This window comes from Acinetobacter sp. ABJ-A23_2 (assembly GCF_044538765.1).
GTDB classification, from domain to species: domain Bacteria; phylum Pseudomonadota; class Gammaproteobacteria; order Pseudomonadales; family Moraxellaceae; genus Acinetobacter; species Acinetobacter nosocomialis_A.
In genome coordinates this window covers 27,628-52,930 of record NZ_JBIUCP010000016.1, presented here as the reverse complement: position 1 = coordinate 52,930, position 25,303 = coordinate 27,628, and the positions used below count along the sequence as shown (strand labels likewise).

The 25,303-nt window shown below is 39.6% G+C and carries 25 protein-coding genes and 1 pseudogene; 22 read left to right on the top strand and 4 right to left on the bottom strand.

The genetic code is table 11. The annotated features are described in order from the left end of the window. Window positions 1-48 precede the first annotated feature (48 nt). Window positions 49-2,856 carry an ATP-binding protein gene (locus tag ACH63V_RS07735; RefSeq protein ID WP_396463154.1) on the bottom strand — a complete coding sequence of 936 codons (2,808 nt, stop codon included), beginning with the start codon at window positions 2,854-2,856 and terminating at the stop codon, window positions 49-51. 172 nt (window positions 2,857-3,028) lie between these two features. On the opposite strand from ACH63V_RS07735, the gene cysM reads away from it, so the two are divergent. The 4 genes from cysM to ACH63V_RS07715 are packed head-to-tail and all read left to right on the top strand — an operon-like array spanning window position 3,029 to window position 8,530. Next, on the top strand, window positions 3,029-3,961 hold the full coding sequence (cysM, locus tag ACH63V_RS07730) for a cysteine synthase CysM (RefSeq protein ID WP_002054567.1): 933 nt from the start codon (window positions 3,029-3,031) through the stop codon (window positions 3,959-3,961). A gap of 12 nt (window positions 3,962-3,973) precedes the next feature. Further along, complete coding sequence (locus ACH63V_RS07725) at window positions 3,974-4,792, top strand: 3'-5' exonuclease (protein ID WP_396463153.1); 819 nt, start codon at window positions 3,974-3,976, stop codon at window positions 4,790-4,792. Window positions 4,793-4,801: 9 nt separating this feature from the next. Further along, window positions 4,802-6,193 carry a 23S rRNA (uracil(1939)-C(5))-methyltransferase RlmD gene (gene rlmD / locus ACH63V_RS07720; protein WP_396463152.1) on the top strand — a complete coding sequence of 464 codons (1,392 nt, stop codon included), beginning with the start codon at window positions 4,802-4,804 and terminating at the stop codon, window positions 6,191-6,193. Between the two features lie 30 nt (window positions 6,194-6,223). After that, entirely contained in the window at window positions 6,224-8,530 is a 2,307-nt protein-coding gene (locus tag ACH63V_RS07715; RefSeq protein ID WP_004698623.1) for a bifunctional (p)ppGpp synthetase/guanosine-3',5'-bis(diphosphate) 3'-pyrophosphohydrolase, read from the top strand. A 44-nt stretch (window positions 8,531-8,574) separates the two neighbouring features. Here the strand turns inward: ACH63V_RS07715 and ACH63V_RS07710 are convergent, their stop codons facing one another. After that, window positions 8,575-9,348 (bottom strand): SDR family oxidoreductase, encoded by a 774-nt coding sequence (locus ACH63V_RS07710; protein WP_396463151.1) that lies wholly within the window; start codon window positions 9,346-9,348, stop codon window positions 8,575-8,577. A gap of 112 nt (window positions 9,349-9,460) precedes the next feature. Between ACH63V_RS07710 and mazG the strand changes: the two genes are divergently transcribed. The 9 genes from mazG to yjgA all read left to right on the top strand — a co-directional run bounded on the left by mazG (window position 9,461) and on the right by yjgA (window position 16,098). Further along, window positions 9,461-10,267, top strand: a complete 807-nt coding sequence (mazG, locus tag ACH63V_RS07705) for a nucleoside triphosphate pyrophosphohydrolase (RefSeq protein ID WP_396463150.1) — start codon at window positions 9,461-9,463, stop codon at window positions 10,265-10,267. Further along, window positions 10,236-10,646 carry a ComEA family DNA-binding protein gene (locus ACH63V_RS07700; RefSeq protein ID WP_396463149.1) on the top strand — a complete coding sequence of 137 codons (411 nt, stop codon included), beginning with the start codon at window positions 10,236-10,238 and terminating at the stop codon, window positions 10,644-10,646. Before mazG ends, ACH63V_RS07700 begins: the two co-directional genes overlap by 32 nt. A gap of 125 nt (window positions 10,647-10,771) precedes the next feature. Beyond that, the gene (gene pcnB, locus ACH63V_RS07695) at window positions 10,772-12,235 is read left to right on the top strand and encodes a polynucleotide adenylyltransferase PcnB (RefSeq protein WP_396463148.1); all 1,464 of its coding nucleotides are present in this window, start codon (window positions 10,772-10,774) and stop codon (window positions 12,233-12,235) included. Beyond that, complete coding sequence (gene folK, locus ACH63V_RS07690; RefSeq protein ID WP_031982042.1) at window positions 12,232-12,714, top strand: 2-amino-4-hydroxy-6-hydroxymethyldihydropteridine diphosphokinase; 483 nt, start codon at window positions 12,232-12,234, stop codon at window positions 12,712-12,714. The genes pcnB and folK overlap by 4 nt, the downstream gene beginning before the upstream one ends. 43 nt (window positions 12,715-12,757) lie before the next feature. Next, complete coding sequence (gene panB / locus ACH63V_RS07685) at window positions 12,758-13,567, top strand: 3-methyl-2-oxobutanoate hydroxymethyltransferase (RefSeq protein WP_032047472.1); 810 nt, start codon at window positions 12,758-12,760, stop codon at window positions 13,565-13,567. A 3-nt stretch (window positions 13,568-13,570) separates the two neighbouring features. Next, window positions 13,571-14,419, top strand: coding sequence for a pantoate--beta-alanine ligase (gene panC, locus ACH63V_RS07680; protein WP_212285031.1), 849 nt, complete (start codon window positions 13,571-13,573; stop codon window positions 14,417-14,419). 22 nt (window positions 14,420-14,441) lie between these two features. Then, window positions 14,442-15,293 carry an RNase adapter RapZ gene (gene rapZ, locus ACH63V_RS07675; RefSeq protein ID WP_042076255.1) on the top strand — a complete coding sequence of 284 codons (852 nt, stop codon included), beginning with the start codon at window positions 14,442-14,444 and terminating at the stop codon, window positions 15,291-15,293. Then, window positions 15,290-15,559 (top strand): HPr family phosphocarrier protein, encoded by a 270-nt coding sequence (locus ACH63V_RS07670; protein ID WP_019458135.1) that lies wholly within the window; start codon window positions 15,290-15,292, stop codon window positions 15,557-15,559. Before rapZ ends, ACH63V_RS07670 begins: the two co-directional genes overlap by 4 nt. Before the next feature lie 2 nt (window positions 15,560-15,561). Then, window positions 15,562-16,098: a ribosome biogenesis factor YjgA gene (gene yjgA / locus ACH63V_RS07665; RefSeq protein ID WP_004883153.1), complete on the top strand. Its 537-nt coding sequence runs from the start codon at window positions 15,562-15,564 to the stop codon at window positions 16,096-16,098. A gap of 59 nt (window positions 16,099-16,157) precedes the next feature. Here the strand turns inward: yjgA and ACH63V_RS07660 are convergent, their stop codons facing one another. Beyond that, a complete protein-coding gene (locus ACH63V_RS07660; RefSeq protein WP_396463147.1) occupies window positions 16,158-17,786 on the bottom strand; it encodes an acyl-CoA synthetase in 1,629 nt (542 codons plus the stop codon). Window positions 17,787-18,197: 411 nt separating this feature from the next. Between ACH63V_RS07660 and thrS the strand changes: the two genes are divergently transcribed. The 4 genes from thrS (at window position 18,198) to ACH63V_RS07640 (ending at window position 21,985) form a co-directional block, all read left to right on the top strand. Further along, window positions 18,198-20,120 (top strand): threonine--tRNA ligase, encoded by a 1,923-nt coding sequence (thrS, locus tag ACH63V_RS07655; RefSeq protein WP_396463146.1) that lies wholly within the window; start codon window positions 18,198-18,200, stop codon window positions 20,118-20,120. 5 nt (window positions 20,121-20,125) lie between these two features. Beyond that, window positions 20,126-20,677 (top strand): translation initiation factor IF-3, encoded by a 552-nt coding sequence (infC, locus tag ACH63V_RS07650; protein ID WP_079377112.1) that lies wholly within the window; start codon window positions 20,126-20,128, stop codon window positions 20,675-20,677. 206 nt (window positions 20,678-20,883) lie between these two features. Then, window positions 20,884-21,504, top strand: a complete 621-nt coding sequence (locus ACH63V_RS07645) for a glutathione S-transferase N-terminal domain-containing protein (RefSeq protein ID WP_000566575.1) — start codon at window positions 20,884-20,886, stop codon at window positions 21,502-21,504. Window positions 21,505-21,556: 52 nt separating this feature from the next. Continuing rightward, the gene (locus ACH63V_RS07640; protein ID WP_396463145.1) at window positions 21,557-21,985 is read left to right on the top strand and encodes a YqaA family protein; all 429 of its coding nucleotides are present in this window, start codon (window positions 21,557-21,559) and stop codon (window positions 21,983-21,985) included. Window positions 21,986-22,024: 39 nt separating this feature from the next. Here the strand turns inward: ACH63V_RS07640 and nreB are convergent, their stop codons facing one another. Continuing rightward, the gene (gene nreB / locus ACH63V_RS07635) at window positions 22,025-23,275 is read right to left on the bottom strand and encodes a nickel resistance MFS transporter NreB (protein WP_019456644.1); all 1,251 of its coding nucleotides are present in this window, start codon (window positions 23,273-23,275) and stop codon (window positions 22,025-22,027) included. A gap of 131 nt (window positions 23,276-23,406) precedes the next feature. Here nreB and ACH63V_RS07630 point away from each other — a divergent pair. The 5 genes and pseudogenes from ACH63V_RS07630 to ACH63V_RS07610 form a co-directional block, all read left to right on the top strand. After that, a pseudogene (locus ACH63V_RS07630) lies at window positions 23,407-23,514 on the top strand (hypothetical protein); the annotation flags it as partial. An 11-nt stretch (window positions 23,515-23,525) separates the two neighbouring features. After that, complete coding sequence (gene rpmI / locus ACH63V_RS07625) at window positions 23,526-23,720, top strand: 50S ribosomal protein L35 (protein WP_002054552.1); 195 nt, start codon at window positions 23,526-23,528, stop codon at window positions 23,718-23,720. A gap of 11 nt (window positions 23,721-23,731) precedes the next feature. Next, the gene (rplT, locus tag ACH63V_RS07620) at window positions 23,732-24,091 is read left to right on the top strand and encodes a 50S ribosomal protein L20 (RefSeq protein ID WP_000124858.1); all 360 of its coding nucleotides are present in this window, start codon (window positions 23,732-23,734) and stop codon (window positions 24,089-24,091) included. A gap of 91 nt (window positions 24,092-24,182) precedes the next feature. Beyond that, window positions 24,183-24,740: an NADAR family protein gene (locus tag ACH63V_RS07615; RefSeq protein ID WP_396463167.1), complete on the top strand. Its 558-nt coding sequence runs from the start codon at window positions 24,183-24,185 to the stop codon at window positions 24,738-24,740. A 58-nt stretch (window positions 24,741-24,798) separates the two neighbouring features. Then, window positions 24,799-25,302: a GNAT family N-acetyltransferase gene (locus ACH63V_RS07610; RefSeq protein ID WP_396463144.1), complete on the top strand. Its 504-nt coding sequence runs from the start codon at window positions 24,799-24,801 to the stop codon at window positions 25,300-25,302. Window position 25,303 lies beyond the last annotated feature (1 nt).

Here is a 25,303-nt window from a genome sequence, read left to right as displayed (position 1 = left end):
AAATTGGAAACATGACAGGTCAGTCATGCCTTTTTTACGAGATTTTATTTAGTCGGGTATCACTAAAATTTGGTGAGCTGCACTCTCTACTTCTTTAATGACAAGACCTAATTCATCGAAACGTTGCATGACTTCTTCGATGAATCCGTCATCGGCTCTGCGACGCTCTTTACGTAATGTCGAAACAAACTGTTCGAAGTCACCAGTGACTTGTTGAAGTTTTGGCGTACCGACATAGCGAGTTGCACCGTAGAGGCGATGTAACACATGTTCAAGCTGAGGGAAGTCTTCCAGCTCAATGAGCTGCTGCATTTCATCTAGCTCAGTTGGAAAACTGTCTACCAACATTTTTAGTAAGTCTTGGGCAAGATCTTCTTTATTTGCAGCCAATTGTAGGCTTTGTTGCCAGTTTAATATTTCTGGGTCTAGTGCCTCGGCAACAACATGATGATCTTTATCTAAGGCTTGTGCAGTGAAATTGTTTTTGGTCCATTGCGTTAAAATCTGAATGATTTGCTCCATTTGAATTGGTTTGGTGACATAGTCATTCATACCCACTTTCAGAAGCTTTTGCTTTTCATCAGCAAGAGCGTGGGCTGTTAATGCAATAATTGGAAGCTGCATTTCGCCATCTAGCGTTGACTCTAGCGAGCGGATCGCGCGCGTAGTATCAATACCTGACATAACCGGCATTTGAATATCCATAAACACTAAATCAAACGGCTTGAGTTTTTGGTCAATGCGTTCTTGAATGATATTAAGCGCTTCTTGTCCACTTAAAGCTTTAGTAGTTTTAACATTTAGCTCACCTAACAATGCCTCTAAAACAATTAAGTTTGGCAAGTGGTCATCGACTGCTAAAATATGTAAACCTTGACCATTAAAGTCTTGTTGTTCCTCTTCAAAAATAGGTTGGTCACTTAATAATTGAATGAGTCCGCTACGGCTTAAAGGTTGATAAAGTGGGCGAGCGCGATATTCAGTGAGCATGTTTGGCTCAAGGGTCATTTGATAGCCGTAAACTGCTAAGTTGCCTTGATAGCGGCTACGAATTTCTTTAAGTAAAGCCTCTGTATCGCCACTATGATCAACAATAAGCCATGTGTTGTCTTTCTGGTCGAGGTGTTTTAGGCGGCTAAACAAGTCCAGAATCGACTGCGTTTCGATATGTGGAACTTGGTAATTTTCAAGATAGTATCGTAAAACACTTGCCGTTGCAGGATGTGCTAAATAAGACACCACTTGTAAATGTTCGAAGTGAGGGTGTTCTATCTCATGTTCTTCATCTACAGCAAACTGTGCAGTAAACCAGAATGTTGAGCCTTTTTCTGTTGGTGCACGCTCTTGGTTATCTTCAAAGCCAATTTGACCATGCATGAGATGAACCAGTTGTTTGGAAATCGCGAGACCTAAGCCTGTACCACCAAATTGGCGTGTAACAGATGCATCGCCTTGTGAAAACGACTCAAATAATTTTTTACGGTCAGTACCACTTAAACCAATACCACTATCTTGAACGCTAAAATGCAGTAAACATTGACCAATGTCGTCATGTTCCATACGTACACGAACAATAATTTCGCCATCTGGCGTGAATTTGATTGCATTTGAAATTAGGTTGGTCAAAATTTGCTTAAAGCGTAAAGCATCCCCAATGACTTCTTGAGGAATGTTGTCTGCATAATAAAATGCCATGGCAATATTCTTTTGCGCAGCCAAAGGTGACAACATATCCATCACATCGAAAATAGCTTCTTCTAAATCAAATGGCGCTGTCTCAAGTTCCAGTTTACCTGCATCAATTTTTGAGAAATCCAATACATCGTTAATTAATGCTAATAAATGGGCAGAAGATTTTCGAATAGTTTGTAGATAGAGGTTTTGTTCATTACTTAAGTTTTGTTGGCGAAGTAATAAATGAATAAAGCCATCAATACTGTTAAGCGGCGTACGAAGCTCATGACTGATATTGGCAAGGAAAACGGATTTTGCCTGATTTGATGAAATGGCTTGGTCACGTGCCTGACGGTAAGTAATATTTTGAACTTCGAGAGTATCTAATGTTCTGCGTAAGTCTTCTTCGGTTTGTTCTGTGTGTTCTTTAAGTTCTAAAAAACTAAAATGTAGTCTTTTCACTACATTTGCGATATCGCGCTGCAGTAAGCGTAATTCACCAGTACTGTTAATGACCATATGCTGATCTAAAGTATCTGCATTAAGTCGCTGTAGCTGCATCCGAATTTCGTACATTGGTGCAACCCAACGGCGAGAGAAGAAATTTAGACAAAGTAAAAGTAATAATAAAGTCATTAGACTGGTAATAACTAACGCAATCAGAATGCGATAACGTGCTAATTCTAGTGGCTGATTGTCCATTTCAATTACGAGCCAGACAGGGGCTTTCCCTGCGGTATTGCTGACTCGAATACCATAGATATTGTTATGGTTGTAAGAGATCGGGCCAAAAAAACTATTGTTTTGCGTAAAGTTAGGCCAGTAACGATTATCTCGGTAACCCACACTTAAGTATGTTTGTCCATTACTATCAATTAAAGCAGCACGCTTTAAATCTTTTTCACTGAACATGCTTTGCATAATGTTTTGTGCATGATCATATTCATCAGGTTTTAGTTCTACCAATGTGTAGAGGTTTTTGGCGATTTCATTATAACGAGCCAAAATAGCCGAAGCGTGATGCAGTTGCTGTTGTTTTGCAGAGTGAGAGGTTTCAGTTAAAACCAGAAAAGCACCAACACCGGTTAAAATCATCATGGGCACAAAAATAAGAGCAATCAATTGCCCATATGCATGATTCAGACGTAAGCGTTTCGATAAGGTTTTATTGAAATTAGACATGGCTACATCGGATTGATCTCTCTGTAGGGCATATTATCACGCTTTATTTTAAAACAGACGGCATTTTATAACTGACTGGGCTTTAATCACTTTCATTAAAAAGCATAGTGAAATGGGTGCAGTACCGATCATTTTTTCATACAATAGTGCCACCCCGATTTAGGTGTTGATCATGAGTAATACACAACCTGATTTTTTAGCCGACGAATTTTTGTTAGATCACTATGTAGGTAAAACACCTTTAGTCCGTTTGCAGCGCTTGGCTTGTCACACGCAGGCAACGGTTTTAGCAAAATTGGAAGGTAATAATCCGGCAGGTTCTGTAAAAGATCGCCCTGCATATAACATGATTATGCAGGCAGAAAAGCGTGGTCAAATTAAACCGGGCGATACGTTAATTGAGGCAACCAGCGGCAATACAGGTATTGCGTTGGCTATGGTCGCAGCAATGCGCGGCTATAAAATGAAACTTATTATGCCAAATAACATGAGCCAAGAACGCAAAGATGCGATGTTAGCTTATGGCGCAGAACTGATTGAAGTGACTCCACAGCAAGGTATGGAAGGCGCACGTGATTTAGCTTTGCAAATGGAAAAAGACGGCAAGGGTCATGTTTTAAACCAGTTTGGTAATCCTGATAATGTTGAGGCTCATTACCTGACGACAGGTCCTGAAATCTGGAAGCAAACTGGCGGTAAAATTACTCATTTTGTAAGCTCAATGGGTACAACCGGTACCATTATGGGTGTTTCTAAGTATTTAAAAGAACAAAATCCAGACATTCAAATTGTGGGTTTACAACCAGCTGACGGTTCAAGTATTGCGGGTATTCGCCGTTGGCCAAAAGAATATTTACCAACAATTTTTGATAGCAGTCGTGTAGACCGCATTATTGATATTCCTCAAATTGAGGCTGAAAAAACCATGCGTAAATTAGCGCGTATGGAAGGTATTAGTGCTGGTACATCTTCAGGTGGTGCGGTTTGGGCATCCATCAAGATTGCAGAAGAAAATCCGGAAGCTGTTATTGTGTGCATTATCTGTGACCGTGGTGACCGCTACTTGTCTACAGGTTTGTTCTCAGTACAGGACGATAACTCATAATTGAGAGAAAGAATGCGTTTCCCAACTTTAGTTTTTGACATTGAAACTTTAACTGATTTAAAAGCGGGAGCGCATTTATATCATCTTGATTTGCCAGAGGCAGATGTTGAACGGGCACTCACAAAAATCCGCCGCCAAGAATCAGGTATGGATTTTCAGCGTTTGCCATTGCATGAAATCGTTTGTATCTCTGGTTTATGGATTGATGAATCGGGTTTTAGACTGTTTTCTTTTAGTCGAGAGCACTATTCAGAAGCTGAAATTTTACAGAAATTTTTATCTATTTTTGACAAGCGCCATCCTACTTTGGTGAGTTGGAATGGCTCACAATTTGATTTGCCGGTTATTTTGTTCCGTGCCATGTATCATGGCCTTTCTGCACCGGGCTTGTTTGATCAAGGTGAGCTTGATAGCCAGAAGCGTTTTAATAATTACCAAAACCGTTATCACCACCGTCATATTGATTTAATGGATGTGATGGCAATGTTTAATGGCCGTAATTTCCAGAAACTGGATGAGGTTGCCTGTATTTTAGGTTTACCAGGTAAACGTGGTGAATCGGGGTATCATGTTCCTGAATATGTACGTGCTCAGCAATGGTTAAAGTTAACCAGTTATTGTGAAGGTGATGTACTCAATACATGGTTTATTTATTTGCGTTGGTTGTTACTTAAAGGTCAAATCAATGTAGATGAACATAATCACTGGATTAGTTCGAGTATTGAATATTTACAGACTATGCCTCAGCAGGCTGATTTTCTTGAAGTGTGGCAACGTACGTCGAAACATACCGACTTTACATCCCACTATTTTAATCCTTTAGATTTTTAGGTTCATTCTTTGAAACAGCAAGCCAAATCTCGCAAAGCTCAGCAACCTGAATATATTTTTCAGGTTGAAACTCTTTCTCATGAGGGGCGAGGAATTGCGCACTATGGTTCTCATCCGGATCATCCGGCAGATAAGCATGGTAAAAAGGTATTTATCCGTTATGCGTTGCCTGGAGAAACCGTAAAGGCTCAAATTACGCATGAGGCTAAACGCCTTGAAGAAGCTGAAATGATTGAGCTTTTAGCAGAACCTTCGCCAAATCGTGTAGAGGCAGTTTGTCCTCATTATGGTATTTGTGGTGGCTGTAGCATGCAGCACATCCATCCAGATGAGCAAATTCGCTTAAAGCAAAATGTACTCCAGTCACATTTACAACACTTTGCGGGTATTCAACCTGAACAGTGGTTAGAGCCAATTCGATCTTTACAAAGTGATTATCGTCGTCGAGCGCGTATTGGTGTGCGTTATTTGCTAAAACCAGATCGTTTGATTTTAGGTTTCCGTGAGCATCATAGTAATCGTTTAACTTCTATCCATACATGTAGTGTTTTGGACAAAAAGTTATCAGATAGCCTGCCAGAATTGCGTACTTTACTCCAAAGTCTAAAGGGCAAAGCGCATATTGGTCATGTAGAATTAGCAACAGGTGATGAGGAAATTTCTTTATTGGTTCGTCATGTAGAAAAATTAAACAGTTCTGATGTCAACCAATTAAGACAATTTGCGTTACACAAAGGCTGGCAATTGTATTTGCAACCTAAAGGCCCTGAAAGTCTTCGTCGTATTGATGAAGAGCAAGGCGCTATGCGGTTACATTATGCTTTAAATGCATTTGAGGTAAATTTTGCTTTTTCGCCATTGGATTTTACGCAGGTCAATGGCACAGTAAATGAACAAATGGTGCAATTGGCATGTGAATTGCTTCAATTGCAGCAGGGTGAAAGGGTACTGGATCTGTTTTGTGGATTAGGTAATTTTTCGCTTCCACTTGCACGATGTGTTGGTGCAAATGGACAAGTTGTGGGTGTGGAAGCAAGTGAAGAAATGGTGCAACGAGCAACGGATAATGCCAAGTGTAACAATCTGGTGCAAGCGAGCTTCTTTTCACAAGATTTAACAAAAGATTTTTCGCATCATTCTTGGGCAAATCAAGGATTTGATGCATTATTGATTGATCCTCCTCGTGCTGGTGCATATGAAATTATGCAGTATGTACCAAACTTTGGAGCAAAAAGAATCGTTTATGTATCATGTAATCCAGCGACACTAGCAAGGGATGCAGGTGTTTTGGCTCAACATGGGTACCAGTTAAAAAAAGCAGCGGTTATGGACATGTTTACGCACACAGAACATGTTGAATCGATTGCTTTATTTGAAAAAATTCAAGAGATAAACGATTAAAAACATGAGTTACATATCCAGGAGAATGGTATGGTCACAGTACGTGAACAGTTACCTGAACAACTAACTGAGTTGTCAGAGGAAACGACTGTAGAGCATGCCGCCGAAACACAAGTCGGTTTAGCCTCATGGTTGGATCGGGTTCGTGAAATATTAGATGGGGCAGAGCTTAAACAACTCGAAGAGGTTGCGCATTTAACCCTGCAAAAAGAGTTAGATTCAACGGTTAATCATCGTTCCAATACATTTGCTACTGGTGTTGGGATGGCTGATATTCTTGCGCATTTGCATGTAGATGAAGACACTTTATCTGCTGCGATGCTTTATCGTAGTGTTCGTGAGGACATTACTGATATAGAAGAAGTGAGGCGCAAATTTGGTGAGCAAGTCTATAACCTTGTCAAAGGCACTTTGGCAATGGGTAAGCTTTCAGAGCTCATTGAAAAAAATAAACGATTAGAAGACCATTTTAATAATAACCAGAGGGAACATTTAAGCGGCATTTATAAAATGCTGATTTCTGTGACCGAAGATGTTCGTGTTGTTTTAATTAAGTTAGCTGAGCGTACTTATTCTTTACGTGAGTTGGCGAACTCGTCACGTGAGCGTCAAGAGCGTGTCGCGCGTGAAATTCTAACTATTTATTCTCCATTAGCGCACCGTTTGGGTATTGCACAGCTTAAGTGGGAACTAGAAGATTTAGCTTTCCGCTATTTGGCACCAGACCGTTATAAAGAGATTGCTTCTTTACTCAATGAAAAGCGTTTAGAACGTGAACATTATATTCAGTTCGTGATTGATCGCTTAAAAAATGAGTTGGCGTCTTACGGTATTGAAGCTGAAATTACAGGTCGAGCAAAACACATTTATTCGATTTATCGAAAAATGAAGAGTAAAAACCTGAGTTTCGATCAGCTTTATGATATTCGTGCCTTACGTGTATTGGTCAATAGCGTACCGGAGTGTTATCACTCATTAGGTATTGTTCATCAAATTTGGCGTCATATTCCACACCAGTTTGATGACTATATTACCAACCCAAAAGCCAATGGTTATCGCTCATTACATACTGCTGTAATTGCTGAAAATAAATCTTTAGAGGTACAAATCCGTACTCATGAGATGCATGATGAAGCAGAGTTAGGTGTTTGTTCGCACTTTAACTATAAAGAAGGCTCAAAGAATACCGACCATTCTTTTAACCATCGTTTACATTCGCTTCGTGCTGTTTTGGAACATTACCAAGAGCGTAATGAAACCACAGTACATCAAAACGAAGATGAAACAGAAGGCTTTGATCAACTTCAAGACTTTGAGGGTTTTGAAAAGATTTATGTCTTTAGCCGTGATGGTGATATTAAAGAATTACCACGTGGTTCAACTGTTTTAGACTTCGCTTATCATGTACACACAGAGGTAGGGAATAAATGTTATGCAGCGCGTGTTAACCAGCGCTACGTGCCATTAACCTATACGTTAAAAACAGGTGAGCAGGTTGAAATTTTAACCAAGAAAGACCGTGAACCAAACCGTGACTGGTTGGTGAACTCTCTAGGTTATATCAAGACATCTCGTGCACGTGACAAGCTACGTCACTGGTTCAGACAGCAAGATCGTAGTAAGAACCTTGAAGTTGGTCGTGAGTTACTGAACAAAGAATTGTCTCGATTGGCGATTCACCCGAAGAGTATCGATCTTAACGACTACTCATCGCATTTCAATGTGAAAACAGGCGATGATATTTTGGTTAATCTGGTTAGCGGCGATATAAGCCTGCATGCCTTAATTAACCAGATTAATCGTCAAATGCATCTGGATCAGGATGAGCCTGAACTGGTACTTAAGCCAACATTAAACCCACGTGCCAGCCATACTTTGTCTGCACATGGTATTTTGATTGATGGTTTAGACAACGTAGAGCTACATATTGCACAGTGTTGCCAACCAGTCCATGGTGAATCAATTGCTGGTTATATCACATTGAATCGTGGTGTAAGTATTCACAAAGTCTTGTGTTCTGATTATCAACGTATGATCAAGCAAGAGCCAGAACGTGCTGTTGAAGCCGATTGGGAAATGCAGCCAACTCGTGGTCAAAGTGTTCAAATTGTAGTTGAAGCTTATGATCGTCGTGGCTTACTCAAAGACTTAACTCAAGTGATTTTCTCTGACCAGATTAATATTCGTCAGGTGAACACAATTTCTGAGGCAGATGGTATTGCCAATATGAAGTTGCTCATTGAGGTGAAAGGCTTGGCTCAGCTTTCACGTTTGTTAGCTCGTTTAGAGCAACAACCGGGGATTATTAGCGCACGACGCATGATCCAAGGCGTTTAACTAGATTGAGAAAAAGGCCGTCAATTGACGGCCTTTTTTATAAGCTACTTTCTCGATAAATAAATATTAGTTAACCGATTTAAAAATTGTGGGCTTATTGTTGAAAGTTGATAAAGCAATTTGGTTTTTATACCAACTGGAGTGTGCGTAGGTGTCCAGAAACGAGCTTTTTTCTCGACAAGTGAAAGCACCTGTTGAGCAATATCATTTGGAGTTAAGTCAACGCCCATATTTTGAATACTACCTGCCTCCATATTATTGACCATTGCGGTTTGTACAAATAAAGGCATCACATCTAAAACACGAATACCATATTTTTTCCATTCCACATCTAAACCTTCGGTAATTCCGCGAACTGCAAACTTACTGGCTGAATATGAAATGAGATCAGCTTGCCCATAAATTGCAGAAGCCGAAGAAAGATTAATGACGCGTGCAAAAGAAGCTTGCTTTAAATAAGGAAGTGCAGCATGGCAGCCATTGATAACGCCGTTTACATTAATATTGATTGTTCTTTGATGTGATTGAATATCGATATTTTCAAAGGCTCCGGAATATAATATGCCTGCGTTATTCACCAAAATATTAAGCTCGCCAGCCCAGGCGGTAAATTCTTTTAATATAAGTTGCCACTGGCTGTAATCACTAACATCTAAATAGCCAGAGCATGCATTAGGTCCTAACTCTGTTGCTAAGCTTTGAGCAAGTGATTCGTTGATATCATAAATGCCTACTTTATATCCTTGGTTGTAAAATACTCGTGCAATTTCTGCTCCAATACCTTGAGCTGCGCCACTAATCAGTATGCTATGTTTCATCTTTTTTTCTCTTTATCGTTACAATATGACGAATGATTTGCTGCTTTAATTTTGATCATAGCAAATTAAGATTTTAAATTTACTGACCGACTTTTTGAACTTGAGGGTTACCATGGATAAATTGCTTAAAATTATGCAAGAGCTACGTGAAAAATGTCCGTGGGATCAACAGCAAACCCCAATGTCGCTAACTAAATATGCGATTGAAGAGGCATATGAAGTCGAAGCTGCCATTCGTCAGGGCGATATTGATGAGATTCGAAATGAGTTGGGTGATTTGTTATTACAAGTTGTATTTCAATCACAAATGTTTAGTGAGCAAGGGGCGTTCAATTTTCAAGATGTAGTTGAGGCAATTAGTGAAAAATTGGTACGACGTCATCCACATGTTTTTCAAGCTGATCAATTTAATAACTTAACACCCGAACAAGTCAGTGAGTTATGGAAACAAATTAAACAACAAGAAAAGCAAGGCAAGCCACAATCAAGATTAGATGAAATTAAACATGGGCCAGCACTGTCTCAAGCACAGGAAATTCAAAAAAATGTCGCAAAAGTCGGGTTCGATTTTGAAACAGTAGAAGATGCTTATACCAAATTAGAAGAAGAACTAGATGAGTTTAAAGAAGCGCTCAAAAATCAAAATATTGATGAAATTCAAGATGAATTTGGAGATTGTCTGTTTTCATTGATCAATGTAGGACGTAAACTTAATATTTCAAGTGAAACTTCACTTTTATCGACCATACATAAATTTAGAAGTCGTTTTGCTTTTATTGAAGAGCAAGCCATAAAACAGCAAAGAACATTAGAAGACATGACCTTGTCCGAGATGGATGAATTGTGGAACCAAGCAAAACGACAATTACAATCAGGGGAAAAACGACATGCGATACAGCATGAGACTTTGGAAAAATAAGTGTTTTATTTTAATGATGTTGTGCTTAGGGGTAATTTCACCTTCGGTTTTTGCTCAATCTTTTGACCAGAACTTTCAAGAATGGAAGGCTAAACAGCAGATGTACGACCAAAAGTTAAACGTCTCTAAGCCTTCTCATTCTTATGGTTCTAAAAATTCTTATACTAAGAGTTCTAATGACTCTACAGGGCAAATTCACTTGAATCAGGCCACTGTAAATGAGTTTCAGCAGTTAAAAGGCGTCGGTGAGAAAAAGGCGCAAGCGATTGTAGAATATAGAAAGAAGAACGGAAGTTTTAAAAATATTGACGAAATTAAAAATGTCAAAGGAATAGGACCAGCTATTTTTGAAAAAAATAAATCACGTTTAGCCTTATAAAAGTTGTGTTCGTCAATTATCATTTCCTGCGCAATCTAAAGAGAATCAAATTGCCCTTTGTGTGTGTTAGAGCTATGATTAGCGACAACTTGTTATTTACGTCCTGACGTAGGAGACAGCGTCTTTTGCAAACCTTGCGAGCGTCAAAATGTGGTTTGTCCACAGCCCAACTTCCTTCTTCGATTTTAGATGTGATCGATAGTCTGAACAAAGCAGGCTATGAAGCTTATATTGTTGGGGGTGGTGTCCGTGATTTAATGCTAGGACTCAATCCTAAAGATTTCGATGCAGTCACCAATGCAACACCTTCTCAAATTAAAGAAGTTTTTGGTCGTCGATGCCGAATTATTGGCCGTCGATTTGAATTGGCACATGTCTATTCAGGGCGTGAGCTAATCGAAGTTGCTACTTTCCGTGCCCCTCCTAAAAAAGCAGTCACCAATGCTTCAGGCATGATTTTGCGTGACAATAACTGGGGAACCATCGAACAGGACTTTGCTCGACGCGATTTTTCTATCAATACGCTTTACTACCAACCACGTAAAGGTATTGTGCTCGATTTTTGTAAAGCAATTGATGATGTCAAAAATAAGACTTTGCGTTTATTGGGCGACCCTGTACAACGTTTTGAAGAAGATCCGGTGCGTATGCTACGGACGTTACGTTTTGCAGCGAAGTTAAACTTTAAAATTGATCCAGCGATTCTCGATATTTTTGATGTTGAGATGACGCAGTTGCTTCGTGATGTTTCTCCGCACCGTTTATACGATGAGTCTCAGAAGCTTTTCACAATGGGTCATTTGGCACGTGTATTACCAATGCTGATTGAATTTGGCGTGTGGAAACAGCTTTTTGCTGATATTCGCCCAGATTTGACGCCATTTATTCAACGTGCTGCAAAAAATACAGATCAACGTATTCAAATTGGTAAAACCATTAACCCTGCATTTTTTTATGCAGTTTTATTGTGGCAGCCATTTTTAGAACGTTGTGACTTTTATTTAACGAAAGGTGTAGTTCCAGCTGAAGCTCGTGCCCAAGCTGGTTTAGATGTTTTAAAACGTCAAGCCACACGTACAGTCATTCCTCGTTTTGCCGAAACTTTTATTCGTGAAGTTTGGGAAATGCAAACTCGATTGCTTAATCCAAAGCCACAGCAAATTGAAGCATTGGCAAGCCATGCGCGTTTCCGTGCAGGCTTTGACTTCTTATTACTTCGTGAAAAGTCAGGTGATGACACAACACAAGGAATGGGAAGCTGGTGGGATGCTTACCAAGAAATGTCAAATGACGAAAAAGAAGCTGCGATTAGCCAATATAATCGTCAAAAAGCGAAAAGTCGTCGTAAGGTTGCTGCTGAACCTGTTGAAAACAATAGAGTTGATGCAGAAATTGAGCCTTTGGTGGATGTTCCAGAGCCTCGAAGCCGTCGTGGCAAGAAAGAACGTGCACGACAAGAGCAGTCTGTTGACCGTTTTATGGAAAAATCTTCCGCATCACAAACCAATATGACGAGCGATCACCCAATCTTAAAGCGTAAGCGGGTACAACGTGATTTGAGCCAAGTTATTTTTGGACCTATGCAATGACAGTAACCACATATATTGGCTTAGGAAGTAACCTAGGTGACTCACGCCAAATTTTGTCTGAAGCGATAGCCAAGCTTAAATCTATTGGTGAAGTGAAGGTATCCAAACTGTACCAAAGCCCACCGATGGGTCCTCAAGATCAACCGAATTATCTAAATGCAGTAGCTCAGCTAAAAACTGAGTTACTTCCGCTTGACTTACTCGACCATTTACAGCGTTTTGAACAGGAAGCTGGGCGAGTGAGACTCCGTCATTGGGGAGAGCGAACTTTAGATCTTGATCTACTGATTTATGGCAATGAAAAAATACAAAATGAGCGCTTAACTGTGCCGCATGTAGGAATCTTGCAACGAGATTTTGTTGTGATTCCTTTATTAGATTTAGACGCTGATTTACATATCGATGATCAGCCACTTAAAAATTTAGAACTCTTACAGCAGCCGACGCTGACTGTACTTGCTGATGAGTCTTGGGCTTAAGCCTGACTTATACGTTCTGCAAACTCCTGTAGAGGATACCATCATGATTAGTCTAAGTGACTTAAGAAAATTTAAAGCCGAAGGACGTAAGTTCTCTTGTCTAACTTGTTACGATGCAAGTATGGCAAAAGCAATGGAACTTGCTGAAATTGATACTATCTTAATTGGTGATTCTCTTGGAATGGCAATTCAAGGTCGTGACTCAACTTTACCTGTAACTGTTGAAGACATGGCTTATCATACAGCGGCGGTGCGCCGTGGTAATCAGCATGCATTGATTATGACTGATCTACCATTTATGAGTTATGCCACTTTAAACGATGCTTTGCAGAATGCGAAAACAGTTATGCAAGCTGGTGCCCAGATGATCAAAATCGAAGGCGGTGCATGGCTAAGTGAAACCGTACAAGTGTTAACACGTAATGGTGTACCTGTATGCGTACATTTAGGTTTAACCCCTCAGTCTGTACATGTATTTGGTGGTTATAAACTACAAGCTAGAACCCGTGAAGCTGCTGATCAACTGATTGCTGACTGTACGGCTGTGGTTGAAGCTGGAGCGGCGGTACTATTGCTTGAATGCGTTCCAGCACAGTTGGGCCAAGAAATTGCTGAATTATTCCCGAATACTCCTGTAATTGGTATTGGGGCGGGTAATGCGACTGATGGTCAGGTACTTGTAGTACAAGACATGTTAGGTTTGACATTTGGCAAGGTTGCACGTTTTGTGCGTAACTTTATGAAAGAACAATCTGGTGAAACAGCAATTTTAGATGCGTTTAAGGCTTTTCACGCTGCTGTACAGGACCAGTCGTTCCCAGCCAAAGAACATACTTTCCAAGTTGAGCTGTAATTCATGAAAACAGAAACCACTATACAAGGCTTAGCTGCTTCTTTAAATCCTGCTAGAGCTGCACGTAAAATCATTGGTTTTGTCCCAACTATGGGAAATCTACATGAAGGACATCTAACACTTGTTCGTGAAGCGAAAAAGTTATGTGATGTTGTGGTTGTAAGTATCTTCGTGAACCCGACCCAATTTGGTCCAGGTGAAGATTTTGATAACTATCCACGTACTTTAGAGCAGGACAGCCGTCTACTTGCTGATGTTGGTTGTGATATTATTTTTGCGCCTTCAGTTGAGCAAATGTACGGTACACAGCCTCGTTTAACTAACATTAGTGTTAGCCAAATTACGGATGACTTGTGTGGTAGTTCACGTCCGGGACACTTTGATGGCGTAGCACTGGTTGTCACAAAACTCTTTAATATTGTGCAACCGAATTATGCTTTCTTTGGTCAAAAAGATTACCAACAGTTAGCAGTGATTCGCCAGTTTGTACAAGACTTAAATATTCCATTAGAAGTGATTGGCGTGCCAATTGTTCGTGCGGCCGATGGTTTAGCGCTTAGTTCAAGAAATGGTTATTTGACTCCTGAACAACGTCAAACTGCACCAGTCATCTATCAAGGTCTAAAGCAAGCTGAAGAGCAATTACACCAAGGTAAAGATTTACAACAAGTCTTGGCAGATTTAAAAACGCTGTTGACAGACAATGGTTTTGTTGTGGATTATGTGGAAGCTCGTCAGCCGAACTTGTTAGCTGTTTCTCAGTTTGATCGCGATATTGTGTTATTTGTCGCGGCTAAATTGGGTGCAACACGTTTAATTGATAATTTACAAGTTGCCTTTACACCTCAATAATACATAAAAGGACAGCCATGCCATGAAGCGTATACTTATCGTGACAGGACAGTCTGGTTCAGGAAAATCTTCAGCTCTTCAGGTATTAGAAGATTTGGGCTATTACTGTATTGATAATTTACCTTTGGCATTGCTGCCTGAAATTGTGGCAAAGCTAGATCATGAAAATAATCTTGAACAACTGGCTTTAGGTGTAGATGTCCGAAGTACACGAGCTGATATGCAAGAGTTCGACCATGTTTTTGAGCAATTACAAAAACATGGTACGGTTGATGTGATTTATCTGACGACACAAGATCAGGATTTGATTGCACGATTTAGTGCCTCGCGTCGTCCACATCCGTTGGCGAACCGTTTCAAAAGCCTTTTACAATGTATTCATGAAGAAAAGCAGTTGCTGATTCCAATTCAGTTTCGCGCTACCGTTCATATTGATACTACAGATAAAAGTGTTCATGATTTAAAACATATTTTGCTGTCGAAATTAGGGCAGTCAGATAATCTGATTGTTATATTGCAGTCATTTGGTTATAAACATGGCATTCCTCTAGATGCCGACTATGTTTTTGACGTACGGCATTTACCAAATCCGCATTGGGATTTAGAATTACGCCGCTTTTCTGGTTTAGACGAGCCAGTTAAGCAGTTTTTAGAAGCAAGTCCACAAGCAAACGAAATGTTTGAGGACATACATCACTTCTTAAAAAAATGGTTGCCGGCATTTGCTGAAGGGCATCGTCACTATATGACGGTTTCAATAGGTTGCACAGGCGGCCAGCATCGTTCAGTTTATATGGTAGATAGACTAAAACAAGCACTTGAGGCAGAATGGTCTGTTCAGGTCTTACACAGAGAAATGAAGCACTGGTCATGATAGACACAACTGTTGATGTAATTAATAAACTCGGTTTACATGCACGTGCATCAGGAAAACTGATAGAGGTCACTACGAAGTTTCGTTCATCAATTCAGATTGGTAAGGGCGATCATTTAGTAGATGCAAAGAATATTATGTCGTTACTGATGTTGGGTGCAGGAAAAGGGACCACTTTACGTTTGGTCATTGATGGCGCTGATGAAGAACAGGCATTAAATGAAGTACAGGCGTTATTCGCCGCAAAATTTTATGAGGCAGATTAATCGTGGCACGTCGTCCCCAGCGTTATACTGAAGAAGATTTTGATTCTTTAGAAGGACGTGCAAGTAAAACCGAACAGAAAAAAGCAGTTCAACGTATGGCTGCTTTAGGTGAGCAGTTAGCACAACTTTCTATCAAACAGATTCAAAAGCTTCCGGTTGATGAGCGTTTAATTGATGCTCTTTTGGAAGTTCAGAATATTAGTTCGTTTGAAGCGCGCCGTCGCCAGTTTCAACGTGTTGGTAAACTCTTGCGTAATGAAGATGAGACAGTCATTTTATCTTATTTGACTCCTCAACAAGGCGCGAAAAAACAAGCTCAACTTATGCGTTGGGTAGATCGTATGATCGAGCAGGGCGACCCTGCAATTAATGAGTTTAGTAAAATCTATAATGCATCAGAACGTCATACTTTGCGTCAGCATGTGTTAAGAATTAACCGTGATAAAACTCAGCAAGTTGCGGAAGCAGATCTGGAAGCATCTAAAGGTAAGTTTATTAACTACGTGCAGCAAGTCGCTTTATTGTCAGATCAAGGCTAATACCGTTTTAACTAAAAAAAGCGACGTTAAATACGTCGCTTTTTTATTTCCGATATTGTTTAAACGCGTTCTTTTGCCCATTCACGCAAAATGAATTTTTGCAATTTGCCTGTTGAGGTTTTTGGAATTTCAGTAATCACTACATCTTTGGGAACTTTAAAACGCGCCAGTTCTTTTTGACAATGTGCAATAATTTCTTCAGGAGTCACTGTAGCACCTGTTTTTAATTCAATAAATGCACATGGTACTTCTTGCCAACGTTCATCAGGTTTTGCCACAACAGCCGCTGTTAAAACCGCAGGGTGTTTATATAAAACATCTTCAACTTCTAAAGATGAGATATTTTCTCCACCTGAAATAATAATATCTTTGGAACGATCAGTGATTTTTGCATAACCGTCTGGGTGGCAAACCGCTAAGTCTCCAGTGTGGAACCAACCGCCCGCAAAAGCTTCTTCAGTTGCCTTAGGATTTTTTAAATATCCCTTCATGACAATGTTGCCACGGAACATAATCTCTCCCATGGTTTCACCATCATTCGGAACGGGCTGCATCGTCTCAGGGTCTAGTACGCGCATACTATCTTGAAGTGGATAAGGCACACCCTGACGAGAGTGTAGTTGCGCTTGCTCGGTAATGGAGAGATCGCTCCATCCAGCCTGAGACGCACAAAGCGCAGATGGCCCATAGGTTTCAGTTAAACCGTAAACGTGGTTTACATTAATTCCAATATTTCGCATACCTTCAATCACGGCGACAGGAGGTGCTGCTCCCGCAACCATAACTTCTACATGATGTTCTAAATTCGGCTGTTTTTCTTTAGGTAGGTTAATAATCATGGATAGAACAATTGGCGCACCGCAGAAGTAATCAACCTTATGTTTTGCAATAAGCTGCATCACCAGTTCAGGATCGACCTTACGTAGACAAATATTGGTTCCGCCACTTGCTGCAATACTCCATGCAAAGCACCAACCGTTACAATGGAACAGAGGAAGTGTCCATAAATAAACAGCTCGAGGTTTCATGCCACAGGCTAAAATATTACTAGCCGCATTCAAATAAGCACCTCGGTGATGATAAACCACACCCTTAGGGTTACCTGTTGTGCCGGAAGTGTAATTTAAGCTAATTGCATCCCATTCATCTTGCGGTAAATGCCATTCGAAATCAGTATCACCTTGAGCTATCCATTCTTCATATTCAAACGAACCAATAAATTGGTTTTCACCCTCATATTCTTCATCAGCCACATCAATCACAATAATGTGTTGGTTGGGAATGAGCGATAGAGCTTCTCTGGCTAAATTAACAAACTCTGGGTCAACCAAAAGCACTTTAGTTTCAGCATGCTCCAGCATAAAAGCGATAGTTTTAGCATCTAAACGAGTATTTAGTGTGTTAAGAACAGCACCAGCCATAGGTACAGCAAAATGGGCTTCGATCATTGCTGGTACATTTGGCAATAAGACTGAAACAGTATCGTTTTTAGTTATACCTAATTGTTGAAGTTGAGAAGCAAACTGTCGGCAGCGCTGGTAAGTTTCTTTCCATGAAATCTGACGGTTACCATGAATGATAGAAGCTTGGTCTGGATAGATATAAGCTGCTCGCTCTAAATAGCGTAGAGGGGATAACGCAACAAAGTTTGCGGGTGTGCGTGGTAATTCATCGTATGCACTAACCATGTGAAATAACTCCATGTTCTATTTTTTAATTCATTCTTTGAAAATATGACTTAATATTAATCAAAGCATTAATGCTTTAGTCTTAAACAGAAATACCCCTCAGTCAGGAAATGAGCACAAATGCTATTTCCAACATCTTAAAACAGTTCTGATGAATAATTATCCTATTTATGTATTTCTTAAAATTTAGGTAGTGCGCTTATTAAAGTCATTTATTGCTGTTTACCGTATAAGCAAAATGTATTTATGATTTTATGAGTACAAAGGTTTTCACTTGGCTTGAACAAGTGTAAAATCTTTCAGGTTTTTAATTTTGATTTACACCGTTTTTATATTTTGAGGCTTGCCTCGATCATAATCTCGCGGTGAAATGCTCCTTCGTATAGGGCATCACTCCTTAAGGATTTTTCTATGCCAATTATCACATTGCCAAATGGCGATCAAAAGAGTTTTGATCACCCTGTATCTGTTATGGAAGTCGCTCAAAGTATTGGGCCTGGTTTAGCAAAAAATACTGTTGCTGGACGAGTAAATGATCGCTTAGTTGATGCATGTGACTTAATTACCGAAGACTCGACTTTACAAATTATCACTCCAAAAGATGAAGAAGGTCTTGAGATCATTCGCCACTCTTGTGCACACCTTGTAGGGCATGCAGTAAAGCAACTTTTCCCTGAAGCAAAGATGGTGATTGGTCCGGTCATCGAAGAAGGTTTCTATTACGACATCTGGATGCCACGTCCTTTTACATTGGATGATATGGCAGCAATCGAAGAGCGTATGAAAAAGCTCATCGATCAAGATTACGATGTTGTTAAAAAAATGACTCCACGTAATGAAGTTATTGCTGAATTTACTGCTCGTGGTGAAGAATACAAATTACGCTTGATTGCAGACATGCCTGAAGAAACACAAATGGGCTTGTACTACCATCAAGATTATTTAGATATGTGTCGTGGTCCTCACGTACCGAATACAAAATTCTTAAAATCATTCAAGCTCACTAAAATCTCTGGTGCTTACTGGCGTGGTGATGCGAAGAATGAACAGCTTCAACGTATTTACGGTACTGCTTGGGCTGATAAAAAACAGTTAGCAGCTTATATCAAGCGTATTGAAGAAGCTGAAAAGCGTGACCACCGTAAAATTGGTAAAGCATTAGACTTATTCCATATGCAAGAAGAAGCACCGGGTATGGTGTTCTGGCATGCAAATGGTTGGACTATTTATCAAGTACTAGAGCAGTACATGCGTAAAGTTCAGCAAGACAATGGTTACCAAGAAATTAAAACTCCGCAAATCGTAGATTTTACGCTTTGGGAGAAATCTGGTCACGCAGCAAACTATGCAGAAAACATGTTTACGACTCATTCAGAAAGTCGTAACTATGCTGTAAAACCAATGAACTGTCCTTGTCACGTTCAAGTGTTCAACCAAGGATTAAAATCTTACCGTGATTTACCAATTCGTTTAGCTGAGTTTGGTTCTTGTCATCGTAATGAACCATCTGGTTCTTTACACGGTATTATGCGTGTTCGTGGTTTTACCCAAGATGATGCACATATCTTCTGTACTAAAGAACAGATCGGTAAAGAAGTTGCAGACTTTATCAAACTCACTTTAGATGTTTATAAAGACTTTGGCTTTGAAGAAGTTCAAATGAAGTTGTCTACTCGCCCAGAAAAGCGTGTAGGTGATGACGCACTTTGGGATTTAGCTGAAAAATCTTTAGCAGATGCTTTAGATGAAGCTGGTCTTAAATGGGAATTGCAGCCGGGTGAAGGTGCATTCTATGGTCCAAAGATTGAGTTCTCTTTAAAAGACTGTCTTGGTCGTGTATGGCAATGTGGTACCATTCAGTGTGACTTCAACTTGCCAGTTCGTTTAGATGCTTCTTATGTAACTGAAGAAAATGAACGTGATCAGCCTGTAATGTTGCACCGTGCAATTCTTGGTAGTTTTGAGCGTTTTATTGGTATACTAATTGAACACTACGCTGGTTTTATGCCACCTTGGTTGTCACCTGTACAAGCATGTGTCATGAACATTACTGACGCTCAAGCGGAAGCAAGTGAGCAAGTCGTGGCAAAACTCAAGGAAAATGGCCTTCGTGCTATTTCTGACTTGAGAAATGAAAAAATCGGATTTAAGATTCGTGAGCGTACTCTAGAGCGCATTCCTTACCTGTTAGTTCTTGGTGATCGAGAAGTTGAAGAAGGTACAGTGAATGTACGTACTCGCTCAGGAAAAAATTTAGGTACTATGTCAGTGGATGCTTTCATTGACTTAGTGAAATCTGCCGTCGCCGAACGTGGCCGGTATATTGTGGAGTAAGAAAGATTAAACAGCCTGACCGTAACCAACAACAAGGTGCAAAGAGTAACCGTCCAGCAATTAACGATGAGATCCGTGCAAAAGAAGTACGCCTCGTCGCTGCTGATGGTGAGCAAAAAGGAATTGTTTCATTAAATGAAGCACTGCGTGCTGCTGAGGATGCAGATCTTGACCTTGTTGAGATTGTCGCAAACGCTGAGCCGCCTGTTTGTAAAATCATGGATTACAACAAGCACTTGTTTGACCTGAAACAGAAGCAAAAAGATGCCAAGAAAAAACAGCATCAAGTGCAAGTGAAGGAAATCAAACTACGCCCAGCAACTGATGTAGGTGATTATCAAGTTAAGCTTCGTGCTATTTTGAAGTTCCTTGAAGAAGGTAACAAAGTCAAAATCACCTTACGTTTCCGTGGTCGTGAAATGGCTCACCAACAACTTGGTTTAGCTCAATTACAAAAAATTGAAGCAGACGTAGCTGAGTTTGGTATTGTAGAGCAAGCTCCGAAAATGGAAGGTCGACAAATGGGTATGTTACTTGGACCGAAAAAGAAAAAGTAATACTCATAAAAAAGCACTGCAAAAGCAGTGCTTTTTTATGCCTGTCATTTCGTGATTTAGTATCTTTAAAATGCGATTTAATAACTTTTTAAACCAAAGCTATTCTCAAATTTTATGTATTTTTTGGTGTTGGAGATATCATTGTATTAGCCAAAACATGATATAACGCAAGACGCAGTCATGATAACGATGAATAGGAAAATAGAATGATTGATCTATATTATTGGGGCACACCCAATGGACATAAAATCACAATTGCCTTAGAAGAAATGGGACTGGATTACACCCTTTATCCAATTAATATTTTAGAAAATGATCAATTTCAACCCGATTTCCTGAAAATTTCCCCAAACAATAAAATTCCTGCAATTGTCGATCAGGACGGTCCACGTGGTGAGCCAATTTCAGTATTTGAATCTGGTGCGATCTTGCAATATTTAGGTCGAAAAACTGGCTTATTCTATCCAACAGATGAACAAGAGCGAGTTGAAGTTGAACAATGGCTCATGTGGCAAATGGGTGGACTAGGGCCTATGCTTGGGCAGAATCATCATTTTAACCGCTTTGCGCCAGAGAAAATTCCTTATGCTATAGACCGATATGTAAATGAGACTAAGCGTTTATATGGTGTATTGAATAAACAGCTCATTGGTCAGAAGTTTGTTGCAGGGGAATACTCAATTGCTGATATGGCAATTTTACCTTGGATCCTGCGCTATGAATGGCAGGGTATTCAATTAGAGGACTACCCATATGTGCAAGAATATATTGTCCGTTTAACAGCACGTCCTGCGGTGCAAAAAGCTTTATCAATTAAAGTCATCTAATTTTGCTTGGTAGCACAATGAATAAAGTGAAAGGTAGTTTGGTTTAATTAGAATGCTAAGTTACTTTTTACTTTTTTTGAGTGCTTTTGGGGCGGCTACATTATTACCGCTACAATCAGAAGCTGTACTCGCTGCATTATTATTAAAAAATCAACATTCCGCGTTTCTTCTCATTTCAATTGCTACTTTCGGAAATGTACTCGGTTCATGTGTGAACTGGTGGCTAGGTTTAAAAATAGAACAGTTTAAACATAAAAAATGGTTTCCAGTTTCTGAAAAACGCCTTGAACAAGCTCAACGCTTTTATCATAAGTATGGCTTTTACTCGTTGCTCTTAAGTTGGACGCCTGTGATTGGTGACCCTATTACTTTGGTTGCTGGCTTATTCAAAGAAAATTTTTGGCGCTTTTTATTTATGGTCCTTATCGCTAAGGCTGGGCGTTATATTTTCATTTATTGGGTAATTACAGGTTTTATTTAAAATAAAAGCATCCGAAGATGCTTTATTAAAATGATTTAACTAATCTTCTGAGCTTTTAGTAATATCGACTTTAAAAAGATCATTGGTTTTTAGCCAACAGAAGGTTACTACTGCAAGAGTCATACAGCCACCAAAAATAGTCGCTGCAATCGTTCCCAAATATTTGGCAGCCAAGCCTGATTCAAATGCACCCAGCTCATTACTTGATGAGACAAACATTCCATTTACAGCCGCTACGCGACCACGCATATTTTCTGGTGGGAATATTTGCAAAATGGTTTGTCTAACCACAACTGAAATACTGTCACAAGCACCTGTCATGGCCAGTGCAAATAGTGATAACCACATATTGTTTGAGAAAGCGAAAAGAATCGTAAATACACCAAACCCAGCAACTGCAAGTAGCATGTTACGCCATGCATGCTGGGTTGGTGGAAAACGCGTCAAAGCAATCATGGTAATGAGGGCACCAATAGATGGTGCTGCACGTAGATAACCTAAGCCTTCTGGTCCTACTTTTAAAATATCTTCTGCAAAGATAGGCAGTAGGGCAATCACACCTCCAAATAAAACAGAGGCAAGGTCTAAAGAAATAGCCCAGAGAACTATTTTGGTTTTCCAAATAAAGCGGAAACCATCACCTAAGCTTTCTAATACATTGGTAGTTTCAATTTTAGGAAAGCTTCGTTTTTGTAATAAATTAATGAGAATAAAACAGATGCTGAGTAGGGCTGCAACACTAAAAAGACTGGTTTCTCTGCCTAAGTAAGCAAGCATAAACCCACCTAGCATAGGCCCAATAATCACGCCACTTTGCCAACCAATCGTTGTCCATGTTGCGCCATTGGCATAAAGCTCACGTGGAATTAAGAATGGTTTCAATGATGTAGCAGAGGGATTATAAAATCCACGTATCGTACCTAAGCCAAAAATGACTGCATAAATACCCCAAGAAAGGAAATTTACGCTGATATGACCTAAACCATGCAGATGGAACAGCAACCACAAAACTAAAGGTAGAGGCACTGAGAAAAATAAACAGATTTTCATAATGACTTGTTTATTAAACTTATCAGCAAAATAGCCACCCCAAAGGGATAGAGCAATAAATGGAATGGCTTCTGCGAGACCAATTAAGCCTAAAGTTAGGGGATCTTTGGTAATTTGATAAAGTGAGTAAGCAACAATAATTTCTTGAATCAAAATTGCTAACGTTAAGCAAAATTGATTAATGGTAACAATAGAGAAATCTCTATACCGTAGTGCAGCGAATGCATCATGTTTCTGCATTTGAAATATCGTATGTTGATAATTTGAACATATTATAGAGCTAAATTAGCCATGATGCTGAATTTATTAGCAATGACCAACCTGTGTAAACAAACAATATAAATTTTTAATTTGTTAAGACATCAATCCAAAAAAATGCTACGAGTAGTTTTAATTTTAGTCAGCATGCTATAAAATACGCGCTTCCTTACCTGCAGGTCGATTTTGCAATGGTGCAATCGCGCCGAACAGGTGCCTAAAAGAGGTTACTATGGCTAAGTTAAAAACTCGCCGTGGTGCAGCTAAACGCTTCAAAGCGACTGCAAACGGTTTTAAGCGTAAACAAGCGTTCAAGCGCCACATCTTGACCAAAAAATCTGCTAAACGTATCCGTCAATTACGCGGCTGTGTAATGGTTCATGTTTCTGACATGAATTCAGTTCGTCGTATGTGCCCATACATCTAAGGAGATTATAAATGGCTCGTGTAAAACGTGGTGTAGTGGCTCATCGTCGTCACAAAAAAATTCTTGCTCGCGCTAAAGGTTACTATGGTGCTCGTTCACGCGTTTACCGCGTAGCGTTCCAAGCGGTAATCAAAGCTGGTCAATACGCTTACCGTGACCGCCGTCAAAAGAAACGTCAATTCCGTGCTCTATGGATTGCGCGTATCAATGCTGGTGCTCGTCAAAACGGTTTGTCTTACAGCCGTATGATCGATGGCTTGAAAAAAGCTCAAGTGATCATCGACCGTCGCGTATTAGCTGACATCGCTATGCATGATGCAGTAGCATTTGCTGCTTTAGCTGAAAAAGCTAAAGGCGCATTAGCTGCATAAGCTTAGAGATTCAAAGAAAGACCGCTTTTTAGCGGTCTTTTTTATTTTTAGGGTTCTATTTTAAAAAAGAGAAAATAATCAGAGATAAATGATGAAAGACGAAAAATTTCTAAATGACTTAATTCAAAAAGTGCAGCAAGGTCACCAGTTTAAATACTTATATTTTTGGGGGCATACACCTAAAGAAGCTGATCTTGTTGATAAAAGCTGTTTCAGCCAGTGGTTTCCTGCGCAATTTGAAATTGAGGGTGTTGAGTACTTTACTGCTGAGCACTATATGATGGCGCAAAAAGCAAAATTATTTAATGATGAAGAAATTTTTGCACAGATTTTGCAAGTTAAACATCCGAATGAAGCAAAGCAACTCGGCCGTAAAGTACGTAATTATGACGAACAGATATGGCGAGAAAACCGTTTTGATATAGTGGTGCATGCGAATTTTACCAAATTCTCACAGCATCCTGAGTTGAAGAAATTCTTATTAGCAACGAAAGACCGTATTTTGGTTGAAGCATCTCCTGTCGATAAAATTTGGGGTATTGGTATGGCGCAAGACCATCCAGATATCGAAAATCCATCTCTATGGCAAGGTCTAAATTTGTTGGGATTTGCTCTAATGCATGTTCGAGAGCAGTTTTTAACTGAGTAGGTTAGTGTGAGACTAATCAATACTTCACTCTAAAAAGTAGTGAAGTGAGGGGAGTGAATTGAAACCATTAAATGACACAGATATTCGTATAGCAACATTTAAGGATGCATTATCTATTGCAGAAGTACATGTGCAAGGTTGGAAAGAAACCTATACCGGTATGGTTAAGCAAGAAATATTAGATGAGCTTAACGTACTAGATAAACAACAGTTATGGAGAGAGATAAGCAAAAGTCCTGATCATCAGTTATTTATCTATACTGAAAATGGGGTAGTGAAAGGCTTTCTTGATGGTTATTTAAACCCAGAAAGTAATATTGCTGAAATTCTTGCTTTTTATCTTTTAAAAGAAGTTCAAAAACAAGGTGTAGGCTGTGAGTTATTCCAAAAGTTCTATCAATGCGCTTTAAAGCAAGGTTATGCTTTTATTCATTTAGCGGTTTTTAATAAAAATCCGAGTCGTTTCTTCTATGAAAAAATGGGAGCAAAGTTAATTGATGAGGCCGAACTACCAGAGTTCGGCCTCGGAATAACAGAATTACTTTATCAATGGGAACTTTAAT

Coding starts and splice junctions, on each gene's coding strand:
- ACH63V_RS07645 (WP_000566575.1), top strand. CDS start 20,884: ATGATTGATCTATATTATTGGGGCACACCCAATGGACATAAAATCACA.
- thrS (WP_396463146.1), top strand. CDS start 18,198: ATGCCAATTATCACATTGCCAAATGGCGATCAAAAGAGTTTTGATCAC.
- ACH63V_RS07670 (WP_019458135.1), top strand. CDS start 15,290: ATGATAGACACAACTGTTGATGTAATTAATAAACTCGGTTTACATGCA.
- ACH63V_RS07660 (WP_396463147.1), bottom strand. CDS start 17,786: ATGGTTAGTGCATACGATGAATTACCACGCACACCCGCAAACTTTGTT.
- ACH63V_RS07700 (WP_396463149.1), top strand. CDS start 10,236: ATGCGATACAGCATGAGACTTTGGAAAAATAAGTGTTTTATTTTAATG.
- mazG (WP_396463150.1), top strand. CDS start 9,461: ATGGATAAATTGCTTAAAATTATGCAAGAGCTACGTGAAAAATGTCCG.
- ACH63V_RS07615 (WP_396463167.1), top strand. CDS start 24,183: ATGAAAGACGAAAAATTTCTAAATGACTTAATTCAAAAAGTGCAGCAA.
- cysM (WP_002054567.1), top strand. CDS start 3,029: ATGAGTAATACACAACCTGATTTTTTAGCCGACGAATTTTTGTTAGAT.
- ACH63V_RS07735 (WP_396463154.1), bottom strand. CDS start 2,856: ATGTCTAATTTCAATAAAACCTTATCGAAACGCTTACGTCTGAATCAT.
- rapZ (WP_042076255.1), top strand. CDS start 14,442: ATGAAGCGTATACTTATCGTGACAGGACAGTCTGGTTCAGGAAAATCT.
- rplT (WP_000124858.1), top strand. CDS start 23,732: ATGGCTCGTGTAAAACGTGGTGTAGTGGCTCATCGTCGTCACAAAAAA.
- panB (WP_032047472.1), top strand. CDS start 12,758: ATGATTAGTCTAAGTGACTTAAGAAAATTTAAAGCCGAAGGACGTAAG.
- nreB (WP_019456644.1), bottom strand. CDS start 23,275: ATGCAGAAACATGATGCATTCGCTGCACTACGGTATAGAGATTTCTCT.
- ACH63V_RS07640 (WP_396463145.1), top strand. CDS start 21,557: ATGCTAAGTTACTTTTTACTTTTTTTGAGTGCTTTTGGGGCGGCTACA.
- ACH63V_RS07710 (WP_396463151.1), bottom strand. CDS start 9,348: ATGAAACATAGCATACTGATTAGTGGCGCAGCTCAAGGTATTGGAGCA.
- rpmI (WP_002054552.1), top strand. CDS start 23,526: ATGGCTAAGTTAAAAACTCGCCGTGGTGCAGCTAAACGCTTCAAAGCG.
- folK (WP_031982042.1), top strand. CDS start 12,232: ATGACAGTAACCACATATATTGGCTTAGGAAGTAACCTAGGTGACTCA.
- ACH63V_RS07725 (WP_396463153.1), top strand. CDS start 3,974: ATGCGTTTCCCAACTTTAGTTTTTGACATTGAAACTTTAACTGATTTA.
- ACH63V_RS07715 (WP_004698623.1), top strand. CDS start 6,224: ATGGTCACAGTACGTGAACAGTTACCTGAACAACTAACTGAGTTGTCA.
- panC (WP_212285031.1), top strand. CDS start 13,571: ATGAAAACAGAAACCACTATACAAGGCTTAGCTGCTTCTTTAAATCCT.